This window comes from Desulforhopalus singaporensis, assembly GCF_900104445.1.
Lineage (GTDB): Bacteria > Desulfobacterota > Desulfobulbia > Desulfobulbales > Desulfocapsaceae > Desulforhopalus_A > Desulforhopalus_A singaporensis.
In genome coordinates this window covers 1-18,982 of the sequence record NZ_FNJI01000029.1, presented here as the reverse complement: position 1 = coordinate 18,982, position 18,982 = coordinate 1, and the positions used below count along the sequence as shown (strand labels likewise).

Annotated in this window: 16 protein-coding genes; 6 read left to right on the top strand and 10 right to left on the bottom strand. The window is 37.5% G+C overall.

Going from position 1 to position 18,982, the window contains the following annotated elements; genetic code table 11:
* The first annotated feature begins 584 nt into the window (after window positions 1-584).
* Genes BLQ17_RS16860 through BLQ17_RS16840 form a run of 5 tightly spaced genes read left to right on the top strand, consistent with a single transcriptional unit; the run spans window position 585 to window position 10,387 of the window.
* A complete protein-coding gene (locus BLQ17_RS16860; protein ID WP_092224968.1) occupies window positions 585-2,465 on the top strand; it encodes a hypothetical protein in 1,881 nt (626 codons plus the stop codon).
* Window positions 2,462-3,802 carry a hypothetical protein gene (locus tag BLQ17_RS16855; RefSeq protein WP_092224966.1) on the top strand — a complete coding sequence of 447 codons (1,341 nt, stop codon included), beginning with the start codon at window positions 2,462-2,464 and terminating at the stop codon, window positions 3,800-3,802. The genes BLQ17_RS16860 and BLQ17_RS16855 overlap by 4 nt, the downstream gene beginning before the upstream one ends.
* 1 nt (window position 3,803) lies before the next feature.
* Window positions 3,804-8,846 carry an FtsK/SpoIIIE domain-containing protein gene (locus BLQ17_RS16850; protein WP_176761283.1) on the top strand — a complete coding sequence of 1,681 codons (5,043 nt, stop codon included), beginning with the start codon at window positions 3,804-3,806 and terminating at the stop codon, window positions 8,844-8,846.
* A 10-nt stretch (window positions 8,847-8,856) separates the two neighbouring features.
* Window positions 8,857-9,264, top strand: coding sequence for a very short patch repair endonuclease (locus BLQ17_RS23555; RefSeq protein WP_092224963.1), 408 nt, complete (start codon window positions 8,857-8,859; stop codon window positions 9,262-9,264).
* 4 nt (window positions 9,265-9,268) lie between these two features.
* Window positions 9,269-10,387, top strand: a complete 1,119-nt coding sequence (locus BLQ17_RS16840; RefSeq protein WP_092224962.1) for a DNA cytosine methyltransferase — start codon at window positions 9,269-9,271, stop codon at window positions 10,385-10,387.
* Between the two features lie 33 nt (window positions 10,388-10,420).
* Here BLQ17_RS16840 and BLQ17_RS16835 read toward each other — a convergent pair whose 3' ends face one another.
* Window positions 10,421-10,648: a hypothetical protein gene (locus BLQ17_RS16835; RefSeq protein WP_092224960.1), complete on the bottom strand. Its 228-nt coding sequence runs from the start codon at window positions 10,646-10,648 to the stop codon at window positions 10,421-10,423.
* Between the two features lie 646 nt (window positions 10,649-11,294).
* Between BLQ17_RS16835 and BLQ17_RS16830 the strand changes: the two genes are divergently transcribed.
* Window positions 11,295-11,660: a cupin domain-containing protein gene (locus BLQ17_RS16830; protein ID WP_092224958.1), complete on the top strand. Its 366-nt coding sequence runs from the start codon at window positions 11,295-11,297 to the stop codon at window positions 11,658-11,660.
* Between the two features lie 579 nt (window positions 11,661-12,239).
* Here BLQ17_RS16830 and BLQ17_RS16825 read toward each other — a convergent pair.
* The 9 genes from BLQ17_RS16825 to BLQ17_RS16785 all read right to left on the bottom strand — a co-directional run.
* Window positions 12,240-12,842 (bottom strand): PIN domain-containing protein, encoded by a 603-nt coding sequence (locus tag BLQ17_RS16825; RefSeq protein WP_092224956.1) that lies wholly within the window; start codon window positions 12,840-12,842, stop codon window positions 12,240-12,242.
* A gap of 64 nt (window positions 12,843-12,906) precedes the next feature.
* Complete coding sequence (locus BLQ17_RS16820) at window positions 12,907-13,266, bottom strand: DUF6157 family protein (RefSeq protein ID WP_092224954.1); 360 nt, start codon at window positions 13,264-13,266, stop codon at window positions 12,907-12,909.
* Window positions 13,267-13,400: 134 nt separating this feature from the next.
* Entirely contained in the window at window positions 13,401-13,868 is a 468-nt protein-coding gene (locus BLQ17_RS16815) for a DUF1643 domain-containing protein (RefSeq protein WP_092225043.1), read from the bottom strand.
* An 85-nt stretch (window positions 13,869-13,953) separates the two neighbouring features.
* Window positions 13,954-15,153: a phospholipase D family protein gene (locus tag BLQ17_RS16810; protein WP_092224952.1), complete on the bottom strand. Its 1,200-nt coding sequence runs from the start codon at window positions 15,151-15,153 to the stop codon at window positions 13,954-13,956.
* A 370-nt stretch (window positions 15,154-15,523) separates the two neighbouring features.
* Window positions 15,524-15,913 carry a hypothetical protein gene (locus tag BLQ17_RS16805; protein WP_092224950.1) on the bottom strand — a complete coding sequence of 130 codons (390 nt, stop codon included), beginning with the start codon at window positions 15,911-15,913 and terminating at the stop codon, window positions 15,524-15,526.
* Window positions 15,914-15,987: 74 nt separating this feature from the next.
* A complete protein-coding gene (locus BLQ17_RS16800; protein WP_092224948.1) occupies window positions 15,988-16,791 on the bottom strand; it encodes a tetratricopeptide repeat protein in 804 nt (267 codons plus the stop codon).
* 83 nt (window positions 16,792-16,874) lie between these two features.
* Window positions 16,875-17,960: a ribosome small subunit-dependent GTPase A gene (gene rsgA, locus BLQ17_RS16795; protein ID WP_092224946.1), complete on the bottom strand. Its 1,086-nt coding sequence runs from the start codon at window positions 17,958-17,960 to the stop codon at window positions 16,875-16,877.
* A 318-nt stretch (window positions 17,961-18,278) separates the two neighbouring features.
* Window positions 18,279-18,629 carry a PaaI family thioesterase gene (locus BLQ17_RS16790; protein WP_092224944.1) on the bottom strand — a complete coding sequence of 117 codons (351 nt, stop codon included), beginning with the start codon at window positions 18,627-18,629 and terminating at the stop codon, window positions 18,279-18,281.
* Window positions 18,630-18,823: 194 nt separating this feature from the next.
* Window positions 18,824-18,982 (bottom strand): ATP-binding protein (locus tag BLQ17_RS16785; RefSeq protein WP_176761282.1); only part of this gene is annotated, 159 nt, incomplete at its 5' end.

Genomic DNA, 18,982 nt, shown 5'->3' with positions numbered 1-18,982 from the left:
AAGTCAAAACCATTTGGTGCCTGCGATCAAGTTTCTTCACATGTTTTTGCTCTGGTAAAACGCAGGTTAGCGGTTCGGTTCCGCTTTCTGGCTGACATAAAAACAGCCATTTAGAGAACTCTCTGGGTGGCTGTTTTGCTTTCAGGACAGCTATGGGACAGTTGTTTTTGTAGTGTTGTTCTTTCCTTCCTTGTACTTTCTCTACTTTCCAGAAAAAATAATTTAGGGGTATCACTATATGATACCCCTGTTCATGTATAGTAGATTTGTTTATTGATGATAGGACAAGGTTTTAAGTAAACGTCTCATGGTTTAGTGTCCCCTTCGGGGATGGTTTAACCCCCTCGGCTTTAGCCGAATAGCTAACCAATTGACTTCAGGCTTGAAGTCAATAGTCGTTCAGTTCACCTGGATAATTGGAGAAATATTGGGTTTAGATCATGACAGAAATTTGTAGCGATTGCAAAAAACTGTTTATTCTGGTACCTTCTTGATAATTTGCAAAATATCAGGATGTTATTGGTATATAATAGTGTTTGGCGTGGACAAAAAAACAGCTCTTAAATTAAGAAAATCTATTTGCGATGGAAATAAAAAAAAACAGCCATGTTGAGCGATTAGTGAATTTCATACCTTTCGGCCCAGGAATATCTGAAATTGTTACTGAGCTGCAAAAGGAAACCCAGAAACTGGATATTAAAACTCAGGCTATAGATTTTGTAACCAAAATAGTTAAAGAGAAATCAAAGGCACTTATCGTTTTGACTGGGAATGCAGGACATGGAAAAACCTACATTTGCCAGAAGATCTTAATGAGCGTTTTGGGAATGTCCGACCAGGATGCTAAAAAAGCTTTAAGAAATCAACATTTAGGTGATCGTGGGCTTGAAAGCCCAACAAGCTCTTGCGATACCATTAGGATATTTAAAGACATGAGTGAGCTGGATAGTAAGACAGCTGCTCTTTGTTTACATGAATCATTAGATCAGAATCGATGTGTAACAATTGCATGTGTCAACGAGGGTAAGTTAAGAGAAATTTTAAGTATTGATAATGCTGATGAGTATCCAAATTTAAACAAAATAAATTGTGCTTTGGCTAGTTGTGTTGATGAGGGATTCACAGGTTTTGAAGACGAGCTATTTTTCGTAAACTTGAACTTTCAGTCAGTCGTTGCTAATGGCCGCAACAGTAAAAAATCATTCTTGGAAGAAGCTTTTCAGAGTTGGCTTAACGATGAACGTTCATGGAGCTCTTGCAAAGACTGCATTGCAATGGCACAAGGATGTCCAATCTATAACAATCGAAACCTTCTCACAATGAAAGCTTCGGGAGAATCTGGGGCGATTGGGGAAAAACGTGCTAGAGGAATAATCCATCTATTCAAAATGGCAGAGCTTTTCGGGCAGACGATTACAGTTCGAGAGATGCTGATTGTCTTAGCCTATATTGTTACCGGCCATCTGGATTGTTCTAAGGTCCACGAGAGGTTCAACAAGCAGAAAAAACAAGGATGGCAGTCAGAATTTGCTTTTTACCATAATGTTTTTGCTGAAAATTTGCAGGAAAGTCAGCTTGATAAAGTACCGTTATTAAGATGTTTTAGGAAATTCGATCCTTCACGAATCGCGAGGCGTGAAGTGGATGATCGGTTCATTCTTGGTTTTGATATAGATACAAAACAATCTGATCTCTTTTTTATATACAAAGATGATTGCTACAACGCATTAGAGCAGGGAACTGGACTGTTGGTAACGTCTTCTGGCTCCGAAGCTGGAAGCGAGGAAGCAGATTTAATGCTCCAGGCTATTAAAAGGTTAAGAAGGAGAGATTTTTTTGACCTGTGGACGCTGGAGTCGTTATCTGAAGTTCAAGAACTTAAAGAGAGAGCAAAACGGATAGGCTACAGCTCGCTAGCAGATATGGTCTGGCTTACCACTCGATCAAAAGATGAAGACAAACAGCGTCTGGTAAGGATCAAAAACGATATAGTTGCTGGTCTGCATGCTATTCAAGGTCTATCACCTTGGAATGAGAAGACTAATTTACTAGTTACTCATCCAGCTTTTGCACGTCTGCAGAGGAAAGTCAACTTAATTAACGGAACTGTAACTGCAGATAAAATTAAGTTTCTTAAGAGATGTGAAGTATGGGAGAGAAAATTAGCGAGTGATAGACTCGGGTTGATTGGTGTGGATGACACTGTAGATTACATAGAGAGAGAAGTTGTCTTGTCAGTTGAGGATGAAGAATTGCCTCTAAATTTGGAGAGGTTTGAATATTTGAGAAAAGCAGGACTCGGTTATTTATCAAGAGTGTTTTTTCAAACTGATATCAGAAGAATTCTAAACTTTCTGGCTAAAGTCGCTGTAAAAATTGAACAGAAGGATGATTCTAATAATATCATTATCAGTACGCCTGAAAAACAATATCAATTAGCAATTTCTGAAGGGTTGATTCAGTGAGTAAAACTTTAGTGAGTAGAAATGCTTTTGGCGGAATTTTGCATAAAGATTCCAACGGATTTTATACAGCTCTTGAGTTTTTTAGCATTTTGACAGCTTGCAGCCGAGCTGGGGATGGATTTCTGCCGAGTATGGATGAAAAAGAAGAAATTACCTGTCTTCACAGATCATTGGATTATGCAAGAAAAATTGCCTGGCCGCCTCAGAACGAGTATGAAGAGCTCGATTATAAAGACTGTTTTAAATTTGATTCAGAGACTCAGGATACAATCAAAACAGTTTCGAATATGCTCAAAGCAATTGCTGTTCCGGTACCAGGCCGCCGCAAAGAGGCTCACTGGCAGAGTAGCCACTTCTTGCCTTACGGTGAGGTGCTGACTCATTGGGATGCCAGACCACAGGGTAAAACCAACAAAGTGAGCATTCGTGAGATTTATTTTCGCGGAACTGGCGCGTTGATTTTTAAAATTCTTCGCTCTGACCCTAATAAAAAACGGTTGAATAATATTCGGGAAGGTTTGGAGAAAATTATGGGTGGAGATGGATTAGATGCTCTAACGACCATTGTAGGGGAACTTGCAAATCATGATTTAGCAAAAGGGGATGACCAGAGTTTGCAAGTAAATGAAAAAGAGAAAAACCACTCATTTATCATTGGTGACAAGTACGAGGAGAATATAAGGCAGTGTGCTTTTAATATACTTTCCCATGATGAGGCTCCCAGGACAACAAAAATTGATGCTCTTCTTTATTTTCTTCCGTTTGCTATGCTACGTCTACAGCATGGGCGAGCATTCAATCGAATTGGAAATGGAAATGGTCCCATTGTACTTGTTGACTGCGGATTCAAACCTGGACAATTAAGAAATCAATCCAAAAAATCGCTTGATAACGCACAAAGTTTAATACTGCAGGCTTTATTACAAATTGATGAGGAGCTGTTTCGAAAAGATGATGACGAAGATTATAAAAATCCGAGGAAAACTCTAAAAGAGCATTTTGCTGCCTATTACACTAGAACCGCTTCTGCAGTAGGACTTCTTAATGCCCATACTGGTGTTCGTCATTATGTGCTGAAAGATTCAATAATTGAAGCGTTAGTTTTAGCTGCAACAGGCGGAGGTAAAGAATTAACATACAAAAATTTTTGTAGCTGGCTTTACGATACATGGGGGCTTGTAATTGATATTCATTCTGCTCAAAAAGCTCAGCTTTTAAGTAGACTTGATGGATCGATCTTTGACGATAATTCTAAATTTTTTTCGGATCATCTGAAGAGGCTTGGGTTCCTTCATGATTACAGTGATATGACAGTATTTGTGAGATATGGATTCTAATATGATATCAGAAATAATTGGTCGATTGATTGCTTTAAGAAGTCTTCAAAATTTTTCAAAAGAAGATAGAAAGCAAATAATTTTGGTCGAAGGCTTTTCTACAGAGGAAGTCGTATCAGCTATCAAATCTCTAAATGAGCTTCATGAAGTCGATGGCAGGGATCCCATGAAAGGTCCGCTAATTTCTGTTATACCATCGCGGGAACCGAGTAGACTTTTGGAACAATCGATAGAAAATGATTTGATTCTAGACAGCAACACGAAGCCAACAACATTTAGAAATAGTGATGATTCGAACAAATATCTGTTGTTTGTGTTAGGTGAACAGTCGGATCGTCAGAGTTTTGGTCAAATAGATTCTATAAAAGATAGAGACTTGTTATATCTGCATGAAAATTTTGGATTAAAAAATCTTATAAAAATTAGCTGGAACATCTGTAACCCTGGAAATAGCTTGCCAGATACCCTGGTTTCATCCATTAATTTAGTCGTTCAGAATCTTCATGAAAAGGTAGTTCCGCTCTCTGTTAGAGGTATAGCCTCATTTGTGAATTCAACTGTAAAAAGCTTATCAGGTAAACAGTTAGTTGCAGAAAAGGATGCTCTAAAAGCAGCTTTGAAAAACCTGCCTGAGCTGGACTTGTTTCAGGACGAAGAGGGAGCTGAAGAATTAATTTCGATTATACCGAATAGACTGAAAAAAAACTATTATGCAGCAGCGTTTTTGAAACAAAACAATCAAGAAGTTGATAGGGAGAAAATAGCGCAAAAAACGAAAAACCATGCTTTTGTAAATGTCAATACAGGTACTGAATATACTACTATTGAGAATCAGGCTTGGCGAAAACTTTGCCATGACTACTGTGTGCTAGAAGAAAAAACGCTCCTAAAGAAGATACCTTGGACAATTTTTTCACAAGTTTTAGAGAACAAAAAAGCTTTGAAACTTGGAGCGCAAATTAGAACTGAAATATTAGATAGCAGAGATCCTGAAGCAGTCGATATTTTTGATTCGTTAGATATTGAAGATGGTCTTGATAGAAATAGATCTGCTGCAGCAAGGATGTTTTTGGAGAATGAGCCGTTTGAGGGAAGCGGCTTTGCACTACAGGATCTAATTGAAGAGAAAACTTTAAAACGGGTTGTGAGACTGGCCTCAAGAGCTTCAATTGTTGATAAATTTTTGCAATGGTTTTTAGAGGAGGTCTATCAGCTTCCTCTTGGGGGAGACAACAATTATAAGCTGTTTCTTAAACTTGGAAATACTATAGGAGATGAACTGCCGAAGACTGTAAAACTATTTTCTTTTCTGCATAAAGATTTGCTGCTTTCCCTGGTAGAAGAGAGCCCGGACGAATGTAAACTGGAAATTCAGCCGGAGCTGACTGATAATTTTGAATTTAGTGTTGAAAAACTCAGGGAATGGGTCAACAAAATAGAAGTGTCCGAAGAAAAAATTGATGAACTATGGCCCTCTTTGCCTCTTGTTTTAGAAATACAGAAAGAATCAAATACTGAAGAATATGTCGTTGAAGATATTAAATATGTAAATTGGGCCCCAAAAGGAATTAAGGCTTTAATTTTTTGGCTTATCTATATTTCAACCGAAGAATATCACTCAGTAGTAACCATGTCTATTCCGGGACGGGATAGCTTTGAAGAATTTTTTGCCAAATATGCAGAAGCAGCATCTGATTTTATTGTTGATTATAAACTAGATGAGAAATCTTTATTTGGCGCGAGCAGGAACTGGTATGAGTTGCGCAAAAGTTTTATTTTAGAGACAAGGGAACTAGGAGTATCCAGTAGCTTATGTATTGATTTTTTTAAAAGGTGGCAGGACGAGTCCTTGGCACTTGCAGTAAAAGAGTTTGAATTGCAGGGAACATCTGTTGCTGAATTTGATGTTTTTATGCAGTTTGATGCAATAAAAAAAGATGACGCTGTTTGTTTGCTTCCTCTGCACCCGTTTCGGGCAAGGTGGATCGGAGCATATCTGCAGTTAATGGAAAAAACTATTCTGCTTGCAATGAACTCTGATCTTAAATTATCAGGGCAAAATGAAGAGTATTTCTTTAATTACCTTAATGACTTGTCACCGCACCAGCATCCTCCCTATTATATTGGAAAAGATGAAAAATTCTTTAAGTCAGTAGAGGAATATGGATGGGTTGAAGAATATCGACTGATTTCAAAGCAGGGAGCCCCAAAAGAAGATTGGCTGTCTTTAGTGGATGAAGAAGCCATTGAGGCAATGACGCTTGAATGTCATCGTTATCTGGAGTTTCATCCTTATAAGAAGAGCGGGCTTGATATTCTAATTTTGCAGTATGGTAAATCAAATTTCATTGAAAGGTTTATCATTAAGCTTTTTAAGAAATATAAAAATTCTGGTCTGTTAAATGTTAGACTGCATGTGTGTGCTCCAGAGGAAGTGCTTAAAGGGACTGAATTTTTGGGCCCTGATTGTTACAAGTTGCTGGATGCTCACGATGAATATCAATTGTTTCCGAGAGTTGAACTAAATGTTTACCCTTGGAAGGAGCAAAATGATTTGCCGGAAGAGGTAAAGTTATTAAAAACTGATATCGCTCTAGTTCCAAATATTTTTGAAAAAAATTTGCATATATATCCAAAAATATTTAGTGAAGAATCATTTGAAGATAGATCTTTTGAAAGTTACGAACCCACAATAAGCAGACCTGTGAGAATGGTTCCTTCACAAAGAGGCGCTGTAAATGTTCAAATTGACTTGCTTCCTGAGTATGATGATCAGGCCTTATTTCAATGGTCTAGCCTGAGCGTGATGTTTAAACTGTCTATGGCGCTTTCAAATAGTAAAGATGATATTGAGCACTTTAGATTGAGGGTTGAGGTAAAAAAATCAGAGGAGCTTTTTTCTATACTACATAGTCTTTCATTATGGGTAATTACACTTGATTCATATATATCCCGTCAGCATATTGAATCATTACCTGAAAAACCAGATGTTATTACGTTTAGAGATAATATAGGCAAGAATGGCCTGTACAATTTGATTATATCATCGAAAATGGGAGAACATTTTGTAATTCCCAGATTAGAAAAAAAAATAAAAGATATTTTTGCAGGTAAAATAATTGGAAAAGACGTATCTACATTATCTAAGCAAATTTACGATGAGAGTTGTTTGTTGGCCCCGGGAGTTGTTTTGAAGTCATTGGGTGGAGGCTGGACTTTAAATGAATTGCTCGGTTTAATTTGTTCAAAGAGATATGCCGAGGAAAATCTTTCAGGAAGTGGAAAACAAAAAATAATTTTACATGCTTGGATTGCTCTTGATCAGCAACTTAAATGGTTTGGTGGCGCAACTCAACAGAAAAGGGCGGATCTTTTGTGGATCAAGATCTGTCAGCCAGAAGATGATGCACAAAAAATAACGCTGGAACTAACTGTTGTTGAATCAAAATTTGGTGATAAAAATTTAATTGAGAAAGGATTATTTCAAGTAAACAACACTCTAAAATTAATTCAACAAGTTTTTGCTTCAAAAGAAGAGCAAAATTATGATGGAAGGATTTGGCGGGAGAACCTGTTGCAGGCTATTGAAAACTCACCATCTCTTACAATAGACGGATCGATGGGAGCAAGAAGGCTTCCTGGGGAGATACGGGAATTAATTAGCTTAGGGCATTTTGATGTTGTAAAATCCAAGCCTTTAGTTTTTTGTCATTCTGTGAATGAAGAAGAGGATTCTATCAGCGATTTGGGAACGGAGAAAGTCATAACAACAAGTTTTGAAACTATTGTAAAGAGTTTGTGTAATGAAAGCTCTAAAGAAAAATCATACGCAACTGTTGGTAATACCAGCTTATGCATAGATAATGGAAGTGTTTCTCACCCCCCGGCGGATCAGAACATTTTCACTAAAAATAAAGGCGAATCCACAGAGCCAGAAAGGACGAATCTGAGTGAGAAAACTGCGGGGTATGACCGGATACCTATAGAATACAGGAAAGAAGTTTATCAAAGAATTCTCGATAAATTTCATAATCTTAACATAAATATGCTTGATCCTGGTTCTGAAAGTGAATGGTTTCTCGAAGGACCTGCTTTCATGCGTATGCTACTAAAACCAGCCAGCTCAACCAAATTGAAAAGCATACGAAACGCTGATGAAGAGCTAAAGATAGCGTTAGAACTACCCGAAGCTGAAAAAATAAGAATTTTTTCAGATACTGGTAAAATTTGGCTAGAAGCTCCCAAAAAATATGAATATCGTGTTCCAGTTACTCTCAATCATATATTGGAAAATTTCAAAAAAGATGAAGAATCATTTTCACTGCCATTTGGTGTAGATATTTCCGGCAAGTTACAATGTATAACATTTTCTTCATCATCGTCTCCCCATCTTTTAATTGGAGGTACCACTGGCTCTGGTAAGTCTGTCACTCTAGAAACAATTTTAAACAGTGCAATACAATTATATAGCAGTGAGGAACTAGTAATTAAACTAATAGATCCAAAAGGTAATGAACTAATTGACTTTGAGGATTATGAACATGTCCCTGATGATGTAAAGAGTGAGCCCGAAGATGCTATAGAGTTGCTGGAAGAATGCGTTAGTGAAATGGAAATAAGGTATAAAAAATTCCGCGCTCAGAAGACATTAACAGGAAAAGCAGCAAAAAACATAAGCGATTTTAATAAAAAATCACCAGAGCTAATGCCTAGATGGATAGTTGTTTTAGACGAATACGCAGATTTGGTAGCAGATAATGATGATAAAAAAGCAATTGAGAAATTAGTAAAGAGATTATGTGCTAAAGCAAGAGCTGCCGGGATTCATGTGATTATTGCTACTCAAAAACCATTAGCTGAGATTGTCAGTTCTACAATTAAAGCTAACTTGCCAGCAACCATTGCTCTCAAGGTGAAAACTGTCACTGATTCTAGAGTAATTCTTGATAGTGACGGAGCAGAAGCACTGATTGGTGCAGGAGATGCTTTGTATAAAGATGGTGCCGGCAGAACGATAAGAGTTCAATGTGCTATGAGCTCCTAGTAGTGAAAATATGGCAGATCATCTATCAAAAGACAAGCGTAGCTGGAACATGAGCCGGATTAGGTCTAAAAATACTAAACCGGAAATGATTGTCAGATCATTGTTACATAGGATGGGGTATAGGTTTCGTTTACATCGCAGGGATCTGCCGGGTACGCCGGATATTGTACTACCTAAGCATAAAATTGTAATTTTTTGCCATGGATGTTTTTGGCACCAGCATTTAGAGTGTAAAAGGGCTGCAAAACCAAAGACGAATACAGATTATTGGGAAAATAAGCTGCTAAATAATGTAAAAAGATTTAAAATAAATAAAAGAGAATTGGAAACACAAGGGTGGAGAGTGATCATAATTTGGGAGTGTGAAACCAAAAGTATTGAGACTTTGACCCAAATTATTCGTGAGAGGATGAAGTAAGTCAATGAGTAAACCAAGAGTTTTAGATTTGTTTTCTGGCGCAGGAGGTTTGTCTGAAGGTTTCATTCAGGCAGGGTTCCATGTTGTTGCTTCTGTAGAAAAAGATAAGAATGCTGTGGAGACTCAGCGGGCGAACCATTCCTTTAACAGTGAAGGCTGCAAGACCGAAATCATTCAAGAAGATTTAAGAGAGCCAGAGAAAGTAATTAGCCGATTGGAAAGTATTGGGATTAATGAGGTTGACGTGATTATAGGCGGCCCCCCTTGTCAAGGGTTTACGAGAGCTAATCGCCAAACCGCTACAAAAGACAACCCACTAAACTCTTTATTCTTTTATTATGCAGATTTGGTTGAGCATTATCAGCCAAAGGTGTTTGTTATGGAAAATGTCGGTGATCTTGAGCGATTTGCCGGCGGTAGTGTTTTGAAGGATATTAAAGTTACTTTTGATGAAATTGGTTATTATTGTGATTCTAAAGTATTAAATGCAATAAATTTTGGTGTCCCGCAGAGTCGGAATAGGATATTTCTTATAGGTGTGAGGAAGAACTCAAACCTTGAGATTAAGTTTCCTGAACCGTTTATAGAAAAAGATGGTGGAATTAAAACAACAACTGTATGGGATGCAATCTCCGATCTGCCTGTTCTGAGCAATGGTGCGTCTGTTGATGAATTAAGCTATGCAAATACAGAACCTGAAAATTCGTATCAGGAGGTGATGAGGTCCAAAACGAACGGCAGAGTTTCGAACAATCTAGTTACACGTAACAGTGACTTGATACTGCAAAGATATAAACATATTCCTCCAGGCGGAAATTGGAGGGACATTCCTGATGAATTGATGGGTAATTATAAAGATAAGAACCGCTGTCACAGCTGGATTTACCTTAGACTAAAGGAAGATTTACCTTCAGTAACAATAACCCACTTCAGGAAAAGCATGTTAATTCATCCCCGCGAGCACCGTGGACTTTCGGTCAGGGAAGCAGCGCGCCTCCAGTCGTTTCCTGATCATTTTGTTTTTAAAGGTAGAATTGGATCTCAGCAGCAACAGGTCGCCAATGCCGTACCTCCTTTACTGGCAAAAGCTGTTGCTAATCAGATAATGCTAATTCTAACATAGCAGATGGTATTATTTATATATGCTGACTGTCTGTCAAAATTTATATTTTTCTATAATTTCTTTCAACTGTTCTATAGCCTCTGCCGAAAAACGAATTGATTGACTTTTTTTACCACGAATTTGGCGTTTTTTTGAACCATAAGTATCGATTTGAAGGAACTTTCCGTCCTGATTTTTGATTATGGTAAAAGTCGAATCTACTTCGGAGTGCTTAATATCTTTTTCCAGTTCGATCTTGTCAAGTTTCCTGATTAGAGCCATAAGGCAGTCTCCTTTAAACGTAAATGAATTAATCCTTCAGTTCCAGAAAGTCAGCTAAGATAGCTCTCTGCTGTTTGGAACTGTATAGACTCCATTCTTCAAAGAGGTCTTCTAGCTGCTCCGGAGTCATAGTGTGCGGTCCCGAGTGCGTTGAACAAGAAGCTATACTTCAATTTACTTAAACATTGTCAGGGGTCTAGGCTACACCTGCGGTATGGGGCTGTCAATGAAAAGGGTGCATGTGAGAATTAATATCATTAAATATCAATGTGTTGAGAAAATTTCTCAATTGTTGCAGAAGGCTTTCGCCTGTTGTGTGGGATGATAATTTTGGGCGAGATTGGAGCAGAATCGACTATCAAGACACAATGTTCATGGATAAATGATCACAGTAGTATTGTATTGAAAATACCACTTGATAGTGTGCTATACTCAATTAACGTATTGTTACTTCGGTAGTAAATCAGTTTTTGTGTAACTCGATAACTTACCTATGAATAGAGGAGGGTTTCTATGAGCTGTGCTGAGATTCTGAAATTACTCAATCCTGGGTCTCTGAAGAATGATTCTTCTATTGAAAGGCCCTAAATTCCTCTATAAGCGGTAAAAAATAACTTGCGAGACTAAACAGATACGAGGCGAAAATATGAAAAACATCGTTATAATATTTGTAGGCATATCGTTAATGGCTTTAGGTTTTATTCTGTTACCTAATACTGGAGCTGCTAGCGAACAAGACAACAATATAGCAAAAGTCCTGCTCGATAACGAAAGAGTAAAAGTAGTCGAAAATATACGCCACCCTGGAGCGTTAGCTCCTATGCATTCCCATAAAGCTTATATCGCCTATTTTTTCAGCGCCTGTAAAATAAAGGTCACCACCCCTGATGGCAAAGTAGTTGAGAAAAGTATTCCAGCCGGAAAACTGGTGTGGAGCAATGGAGTGACCCATGAAGTTGAAGTTCTCGGTAATACTGATCTGCATAGCTTGCACATCCAGTTCAAGGACTAACATGGACTGAAATTAATCTTTTGGGTACAACTTCTCCCTCCCCTAAAATAGGTTGAAAAATGGGGACACCAAGTCGTAGTTTTTTTGAGAAAGCGGATTCCTCAGGGGAGATATTAAAAAGAGTTTAGTGAAGAAGCTATATGAGTCGAGTGATTCACGTCTGAATCTTAGAAAGCCTGAGGGAGAGAGTCCCCCAGGCTACTCGATTTGATCAAGCTACTATTAATCCAGCTAGGCTAATAGGATAGGTTGTTGCGGCATCATGTGGTTGATATTGCGTTGCTTTTGGTGCTATGTATCCCATTTTTTCTTTCAAAATGCTCTTCGATTTAATATTTTGGGGCTGATTGGAGCAGAATCGAGTGCTCAGCATAGTTCTTGGAGGATCGACTAGCTGAAAGATGAGAGTTATTGCAGCCGTTTTTAAAGAGAGAGATGACTTTGATCAGTACGTCAGATAGGGTTCAGTGCCCTTGAACCTATCTGTCTGAGATTCCGTCTAAAGTTATAGATCAGGCTGTTCCAGAATGTTCGCCAATTACCCTTCGGATTAATAAATTGAAAAATGAAAAAATACTTTTAATCGATTTTAGAAAGGTGATAAGATACTTTTTCCCCATCGATTGCGACGTATTTTCTGGTAATGAGCGTCTTGATAAACATCTTCATATCAGGATCATTTAATTTTTCAGAAAATAGCGAGTTTATTGTGTTCGAAAGAGTCCTAATTTTCCTAGGTCTAGATTGACCTCTTCCAGCAAGATTCTTGATAACTGCATCGATCTTCTCATCGATGTTTGTAGTGTTTGAAATGCGCAAAAGGGGGATCTCTGCAAGATCGCTATGTCTATGGATCCTTATCTTGTTTTTTTTGAGATGTTTTACTAAAGGATCAAATCCTGTGTCTTTGGAAATTATATGGTAGTAGCCGGCAGGGTCTTCTGTGGAAAGTTTCCCAAGATAGTAAGCTAGATGAAAATCCAGAGAATTTTTTCCATTACCAGATATCTTTAGGTATCGGGCGTTACCTCCAAACTCTTGCATTACAGAGGCTAAATCAAATGGTATCTTGGCTTGGTTCTCTCCAACAAATACAAAAATCTTAAAAGGGTGATTTAGAAGGATATTCAAGTTTTTAGGCTGGACGTTTTCCAGATCGATCAACACGTAATTGGTAGACAATTTGGCTCCTTATAGGGGATCAGGTGTGTTGCACATCATAACGTTTTATTAATAGCACAAGTCGTTAATTCTCTCTCTTCTGGTTTCGATACGCCCCTAGCTTCTTTACCGATTCATCTTCCAATAATTTTTGATACTGTGCTGATTCACAAGGAATAATAGCAATTTTCTTTTGCTCGTTGATGTGGACACCCCATCCAAATCTTTTCGGTAAATGCATACGCCTAAGACGATAGCTATCGATCTTCAGGTGTGGCTTGTTTCTCTTTACATGATGAACTTCTTTGAAAAATTCTAATTCTGTATAGCAGTATGGATTGCTTATAAGTATCTCATATTTAAGGTAGGGAAGGGTACCGTCGTTTTCTGGGATTATACTTGTAGTGGTGGGCGAATCTTCAGAAATTGTTATCAGCTGTTCCATAATTTTGGGCGGATAGCTTGTTGCTTTTAGGTAAATATTAAAAAGACTGACATTTGTTGCAAAAATAAGTATATCTTAATGCCCTAGCAAAAAAAAAAGAGACGCGGTTTTCGGCGGCTTTTTTTAGAGACTTGTTAAATGCCCATTGGCACAGGATGTATATTAGCAGCCAGATACAGTGGATGTGCAGGCTCTCCAGATTTATTTAACTTTAGACAGTGCATATGTGGTATTAGTTCTAATACTTGTTTAGAACGATCCAAATAAGAGCCATCATTACCCCATGCAGCTACAACAAGTGCTGCATCCTTTGCTAAGTGTTTAAGCCATTTGTTGTTTTCAGGGCCAACAGGATCGTATGCTGCTTTCATGTCTAAAGGGTTAGTGGCACGAAAGGCGAACAAGTTAGCCATAAAAACACCACCATAGCCCCATGATTGAGCGTAATTAATACATCTGGTTAATGTTGGATCATCTGTTGTTTCATCTGCTGTGGAAGGGTTCAGACCGACAAACATAACTTGAGGTTTTGAATTGTCCCAAGTGCGCCACAAAGCATAACGATATGTTCTACATTCCGATAATTTTGCAGTATTTTTCAATTTTAACTCTCTCTGTTTTTTGTTGGTATTTAATTTGAAGTGACTGGCGAGCTTTGGCGAGTTCCTGTTTAATGTATAATTATGCTTATTTTTCTTCGTAAAATATAGCATCCAGCATAGCGACTCTACCGTTCCAAGCTTTAGCTTGTAATGTGTTTGATGGTTTTTTTGAGTTCCACCAAATAGAGTCTAATATGCGCTCTATAATATCATCCCAATACGATTCGAATGATACAGACTTGGGTAAACCAAATTCATCACATAATTTAGTACGGTTTTGTTTGTCTATGCATACAAAATAGTCTGGCCTTTTCATAGCTAGTAACCTGCTGGCTATTGCGACACCTGAGCCACCATCAGGGAAGGCTTGGTTAAAATAATTAACAAAGCAATTGTAATTAGTTTTATCAATTTCCCCGTGTAGTGGGATGCAATCAAGTGCATCGGATATGTAAACATTATTACTGTTAATTCTATTTTGGAATTTACCTGAACCAATCATACTTCCAAACCAACCCCATTCTATGGCAGATTCACTTTGATTGGAAGTTGCTATGCCAGCTACTTCTCTTCTTTGAATTTTCTCGAATTTATAGAAATGTTTCTCATGTTCAAAGTAACTTTGAACTGTATCGAGTAATTCAATTCTTCCTTTGAAGGAATGAAACTTATCATTCTTGATTTGTTTAAAATATTTGTCCCATGTCAGTGTGAATAATTTTGATTTAACAAGTGGCTTATTGCTGTTATTTCTTCCGTATTGTTCAGAAAGTTTTTTGACTTTTTTTTGATTCTTTTTCCAGACATTAATATAATTTTTGTAAAAATTTTTATCGACTGACTCGGATTTTTCCCAATAGTTATTAATAGTTGCTGTAAGAGTTTCGTAGACAGATGTAGCGTAAGGATCGGAACTTTTTAAATGAACAACTATTTCTGAGTTTTTTGATAGTGCGGACTCGGTGAAATTCGCACTACCTATAATACATTCCCAATCCTCTGGTGAATTATAGAAAAGGTAAGCTTTAGGGTGATATACTCCGCTTGTTTTTAGTATGAACTTTACGCTTTCGCTGTTTATAAATTCCTTTATGAAGTTAGGGTGTGTTTGATAAAAGTGAATGCCTACAACCATTTTTTTTATACGATTTCGGTTTTTTAATAATGCTAATGAAGCTTTTGATCCTAATGATGCCCAGGCGGTAGCTATGAAGTAGTTTTTATATTTTTTAATCATACCAACTAAAGCCTGATCAATTTCAATTGGATTAGTTATTATTTTCATGTTTTCTATTGCATAACTTTTAGTTTGCAGGAAATCTTAAGCGGATAATTGTTTATGGATTAATTGTGTATAATTTTATAATAATATTATTTAATATACTTCATTGATTATAGACTTCCCAGTTTTTTTTAATATGTTAGGTGTGAGCATTTCCAGAAATCCTGCAATTGATGAAAAAAACAAATTACACTTAGTTTGTTTTCTTGGCTAATTGTTATCTCGTTGTTCTATTTAACCTCATGCCCCAGCCAGATCACCCGGCCGATCAGATAGAAGTCTTCCTCTGCATCATAGTCATACGTAGAGTTCAACGGCGAACTTCAGAGATGGTGAAAGATTGCTCCCAAATATTTTTCTTATATATTTTTGCTTATTGCTGTTCGTGGTTACTTACATTCTCAGTTGTAGGAATATAACTAGATCTATTCAAAAACTCATCAACGTTGAACGACTCACCTTTTTTAGGCTCTATTGCGCGCATGCACCCCATAATGTTTTGCATCAGTGATTCATGATCTGAATATAATGTTTTAACCAATAGAGCATATTCTCTTTTCGGTATATTTTCAGGGCCATGTGATTGAATTTCACCTTGTAAATGAGCATATAACATAACCTTTTTTCTGCAAGCTTGTAAAAGCCCCTGTAACATCATGAAATTTTTTGTTTGACTGTTTGAACGTTTTTCGACAATGAAAAGAGTGCTACTAATTATTACTAGTGCCCAAGATATTAATTCATGCCAAGCAATATTGATCATAGAGAATTGTCCTTTCTGATTTTCTAACGATAAGTTCGCCGACGAGCTTCAGCGAGCACTTCTGGAGCGTTTGGTTACACCTTTATTTTCTTAATAAATTCTAAATATTCTTTTTTACCTTTCCAAAACAAACCATAGTTTTTCCAGTATTCATAAGCTTGATCGGTACCCCCTAGCGTGATACCTCCAAAAGCGTTACTCTTAGGTTTGGTATGTCTTTTTTTAAGAAGCTCCTTTGCAACTAAGGGCAAATTATCAATTGCTTCTTTAATGAGGGATTCTGCAGCCTCAAAATCACCCTTCATCATTAAGGCTAAAGGAAGATTGTAAGCTATTTCTGGCATGTATGTATCGTTATGTTTTTTACAATGGCTTATTATTGAGTCTATATCGTTGGATTCAAACCAAAGTAAGGGCAAATAAAGCCTTATGCCGATATTGTCGTTCGGACATACAGATAATATTTTTTCAAATATTTCAATCGCCTTTTCAGTTTCTTTTCTCTCATGAAGAATTAAGCCTAAGTGATGACATGCTCTTAAGAAAGGTCTATTTTCTAAATGTCCCCATTCTATTTTGCTTGATTTCCATTTGAATGTTGTTGGTAGTGCTTCAACACCGATTCTGACTGCTTCCCTGGCTGCTAGGTATGCTTCGAGTTCAAAACCCTGCCATGCATATATGAGAGAAAGATGATGCCATGCATCAATGTGATAAGGGTGTTTTTTTATAAAATGTTTTAGTTTTTTCTCTGATTGCTCTAATTTTCCAGCATCCATTAATTCCAATACAACTTCAAACTCTTCAAATGAGCTTCTGCTGTCATATGGCTCAGAAAAACACCACTCGTTTTTATGTATTTTATCTATCTTAAGCATACAATATATTTTAATATATGGCTAAAAATTACTATGTGTTTTTGTGAAATCCGTGGACTAAAAGCTACTGTTTACCGACCAAATTAATATCCACGACTTTTCTTATGTTTCATGACAGTTTTAACGAATTTTCCAAACTGTTTATTTTTTTTCTTTTTTTCAAAATATGACATTTCATTGAAAGTAGATTCTTTAGTCATTTTTATATAATTCTGGTACCTCTTCGCAGATAGTTGTCCATCTTCCACAGCATTTAATACTGCGCATCCTTTTTCGTTAACATGCTTACAATTCCTAAACCGACATTTTTCTGAAAGTTCGAAAATATCGGAAAAAGTTTCTTCAAGTCCTGAAGCTACCGATAAATTTCCGAGTTCACGCATTCCTGGTGTGTCTACTACTAGTGCTCCAGAATCCAGTTTGATCAGTTGCCTATGCGTTGTAGCATGTTTTCCTTTACTCTCTTTTTTACTAACTGTTTTAGTAATATATTTTTCTTCACCTAATAAATTGTTGATTAAGGTTGTTTTGCCTACTCCAGATGATCCCAGTAGGCAATATGTTAGACCTGCTTGCATAATTCCTTTTACATTGTCTAAACAGGAATCATTTTTATTGCTAAAAGGGATAACTCGTAAGTTTGGCATAATCTTATTAATATCTTCTGTTATCCCTGTTATAACTTCGTTATCAAGCAGATCACTCTTACTCAAAAGTACAATTGGTTGAATTTGACTCTCGTTAGCCATCACCAAATAACGTTCCAGGCGCCGGAGGTTGAAATTTTCATTTAGAGACTGGACAATAAATGCAACATCGATATTTGCGGCAATTAACTGAAAGTCGACTTTTTTTCCTGGTGTTTTTCTTTTTAATAAAGACTTGCGAGGCAAGATTTTGTGGATTATTGCGAATGTATTGTTGTCATAAAAATTGGCAAGAACCCAATCTCCCACCGCTGGATATTCAACTGGTGAGTTAGCACTAAATAATATTTTACCTATCAACTCCGATAAAACCTCAACTTCTCCATTGCTTATGGTATAGCTATCTTTGTGAACAGCGACCACTCTTGCTATTTCGAATTGTTCGAGGCTTTCAGCAGGAACTCGTTCCAGCAACCACTTGTCAAAGCCAATTTTTTCTAAATTATTCGATTCATTATCCATAGCGATGCAGAAAGATTGAAAAAATGCTTCATTTCACCTCATGGCCTAGCCATATAACCCGACCGATCAGATAGAAGTCTTCCTCAGCCTCGTAGTCAGGGTAATTTTCTCGGTCCTGAGATCGTATTAACAACTTTCCACCTTGCCTGACAAGTCTTTTAATCTTGACGGTGCTATTCTCTCGCAAAGCGCAGGCCAGCGGTTCGATCCCGCTTGCTGGCTCCAATAAAAACAGCCACTTAGAGACTTTTCTCTGAGTGGCTGTTTTGCTTCCAGGACAGCTATAGGACAGTAGATATTGTTGTTTAAGAGAATACGTTATTTTTTCCGGTAGACCATTCCACTAAACTTGGCGATTACTTCTCCTTTTTCCACCAGAACATCATAAGCACCTAATCGATGCGGTTCGTTAATCTCTTTGGCTTCTGCGTAGAGAGTGCCATCAGATTTACTCTTTAAAAAAGAAATATGAGCATTTATTGCCAATGCCAACTTTCCATGACTATTTAATGCAATTGCGAAGGGCACATCGGCTAACGCGAAAATCACACCACCGTGAACAACGTTAGCAGCATTCAGAAAATGTTTTTTAAGTGGCAGACAGACTTTGCAGTGGCCTCTTCCAGCCTCAACGAGTTGGATACCTAAATATTGAGCAAATATTGTCAATCAGCATTCAAAATTGACCCCCTGTCAGCGTCCAAAAATGACCCCCAAAAAGTAAAAAGGGGGTTCCATTAATCCTGTTATTTTAAAGCTTTCATCTCAAGGTAGCCCCAATTGAGTTCTGGCGCGAGAATGGGCCCACCAAAATGCTCGTCGGAGCGGCAGAACTCAACTGGGGCGGATAGTAAATGATGAACTTATTTTCTATTTTTCAGCCGATAACTCTCATTGCCGGTTTCTACGATGTCGCAATGATGTGTCAAACGATCAAGTAGTGCAGTCGTCATCTTCGCATCCCCAAAAACCTGTGACCACTCTCTAAAGCTGAGATTTGTGGTCACGATGATCGAGGTTCG

Coding starts and splice junctions, on each gene's coding strand:
- BLQ17_RS16835 (WP_092224960.1), bottom strand. CDS start 10,648: ATGGCTCTAATCAGGAAACTTGACAAGATCGAACTGGAAAAAGATATT.
- BLQ17_RS16805 (WP_092224950.1), bottom strand. CDS start 15,913: ATGATCAATATTGCTTGGCATGAATTAATATCTTGGGCACTAGTAATA.
- BLQ17_RS16860 (WP_092224968.1), top strand. CDS start 585: ATGGAAATAAAAAAAAACAGCCATGTTGAGCGATTAGTGAATTTCATA.
- BLQ17_RS16840 (WP_092224962.1), top strand. CDS start 9,269: ATGAGTAAACCAAGAGTTTTAGATTTGTTTTCTGGCGCAGGAGGTTTG.
- BLQ17_RS16800 (WP_092224948.1), bottom strand. CDS start 16,791: ATGCTTAAGATAGATAAAATACATAAAAACGAGTGGTGTTTTTCTGAG.
- BLQ17_RS16820 (WP_092224954.1), bottom strand. CDS start 13,266: ATGGAACAGCTGATAACAATTTCTGAAGATTCGCCCACCACTACAAGT.
- BLQ17_RS23555 (WP_092224963.1), top strand. CDS start 8,857: ATGGCAGATCATCTATCAAAAGACAAGCGTAGCTGGAACATGAGCCGG.
- rsgA (WP_092224946.1), bottom strand. CDS start 17,960: ATGGATAATGAATCGAATAATTTAGAAAAAATTGGCTTTGACAAGTGG.
- BLQ17_RS16850 (WP_176761283.1), top strand. CDS start 3,804: ATGATATCAGAAATAATTGGTCGATTGATTGCTTTAAGAAGTCTTCAA.
- BLQ17_RS16810 (WP_092224952.1), bottom strand. CDS start 15,153: ATGAAAATAATAACTAATCCAATTGAAATTGATCAGGCTTTAGTTGGT.
- BLQ17_RS16830 (WP_092224958.1), top strand. CDS start 11,295: ATGAAAAACATCGTTATAATATTTGTAGGCATATCGTTAATGGCTTTA.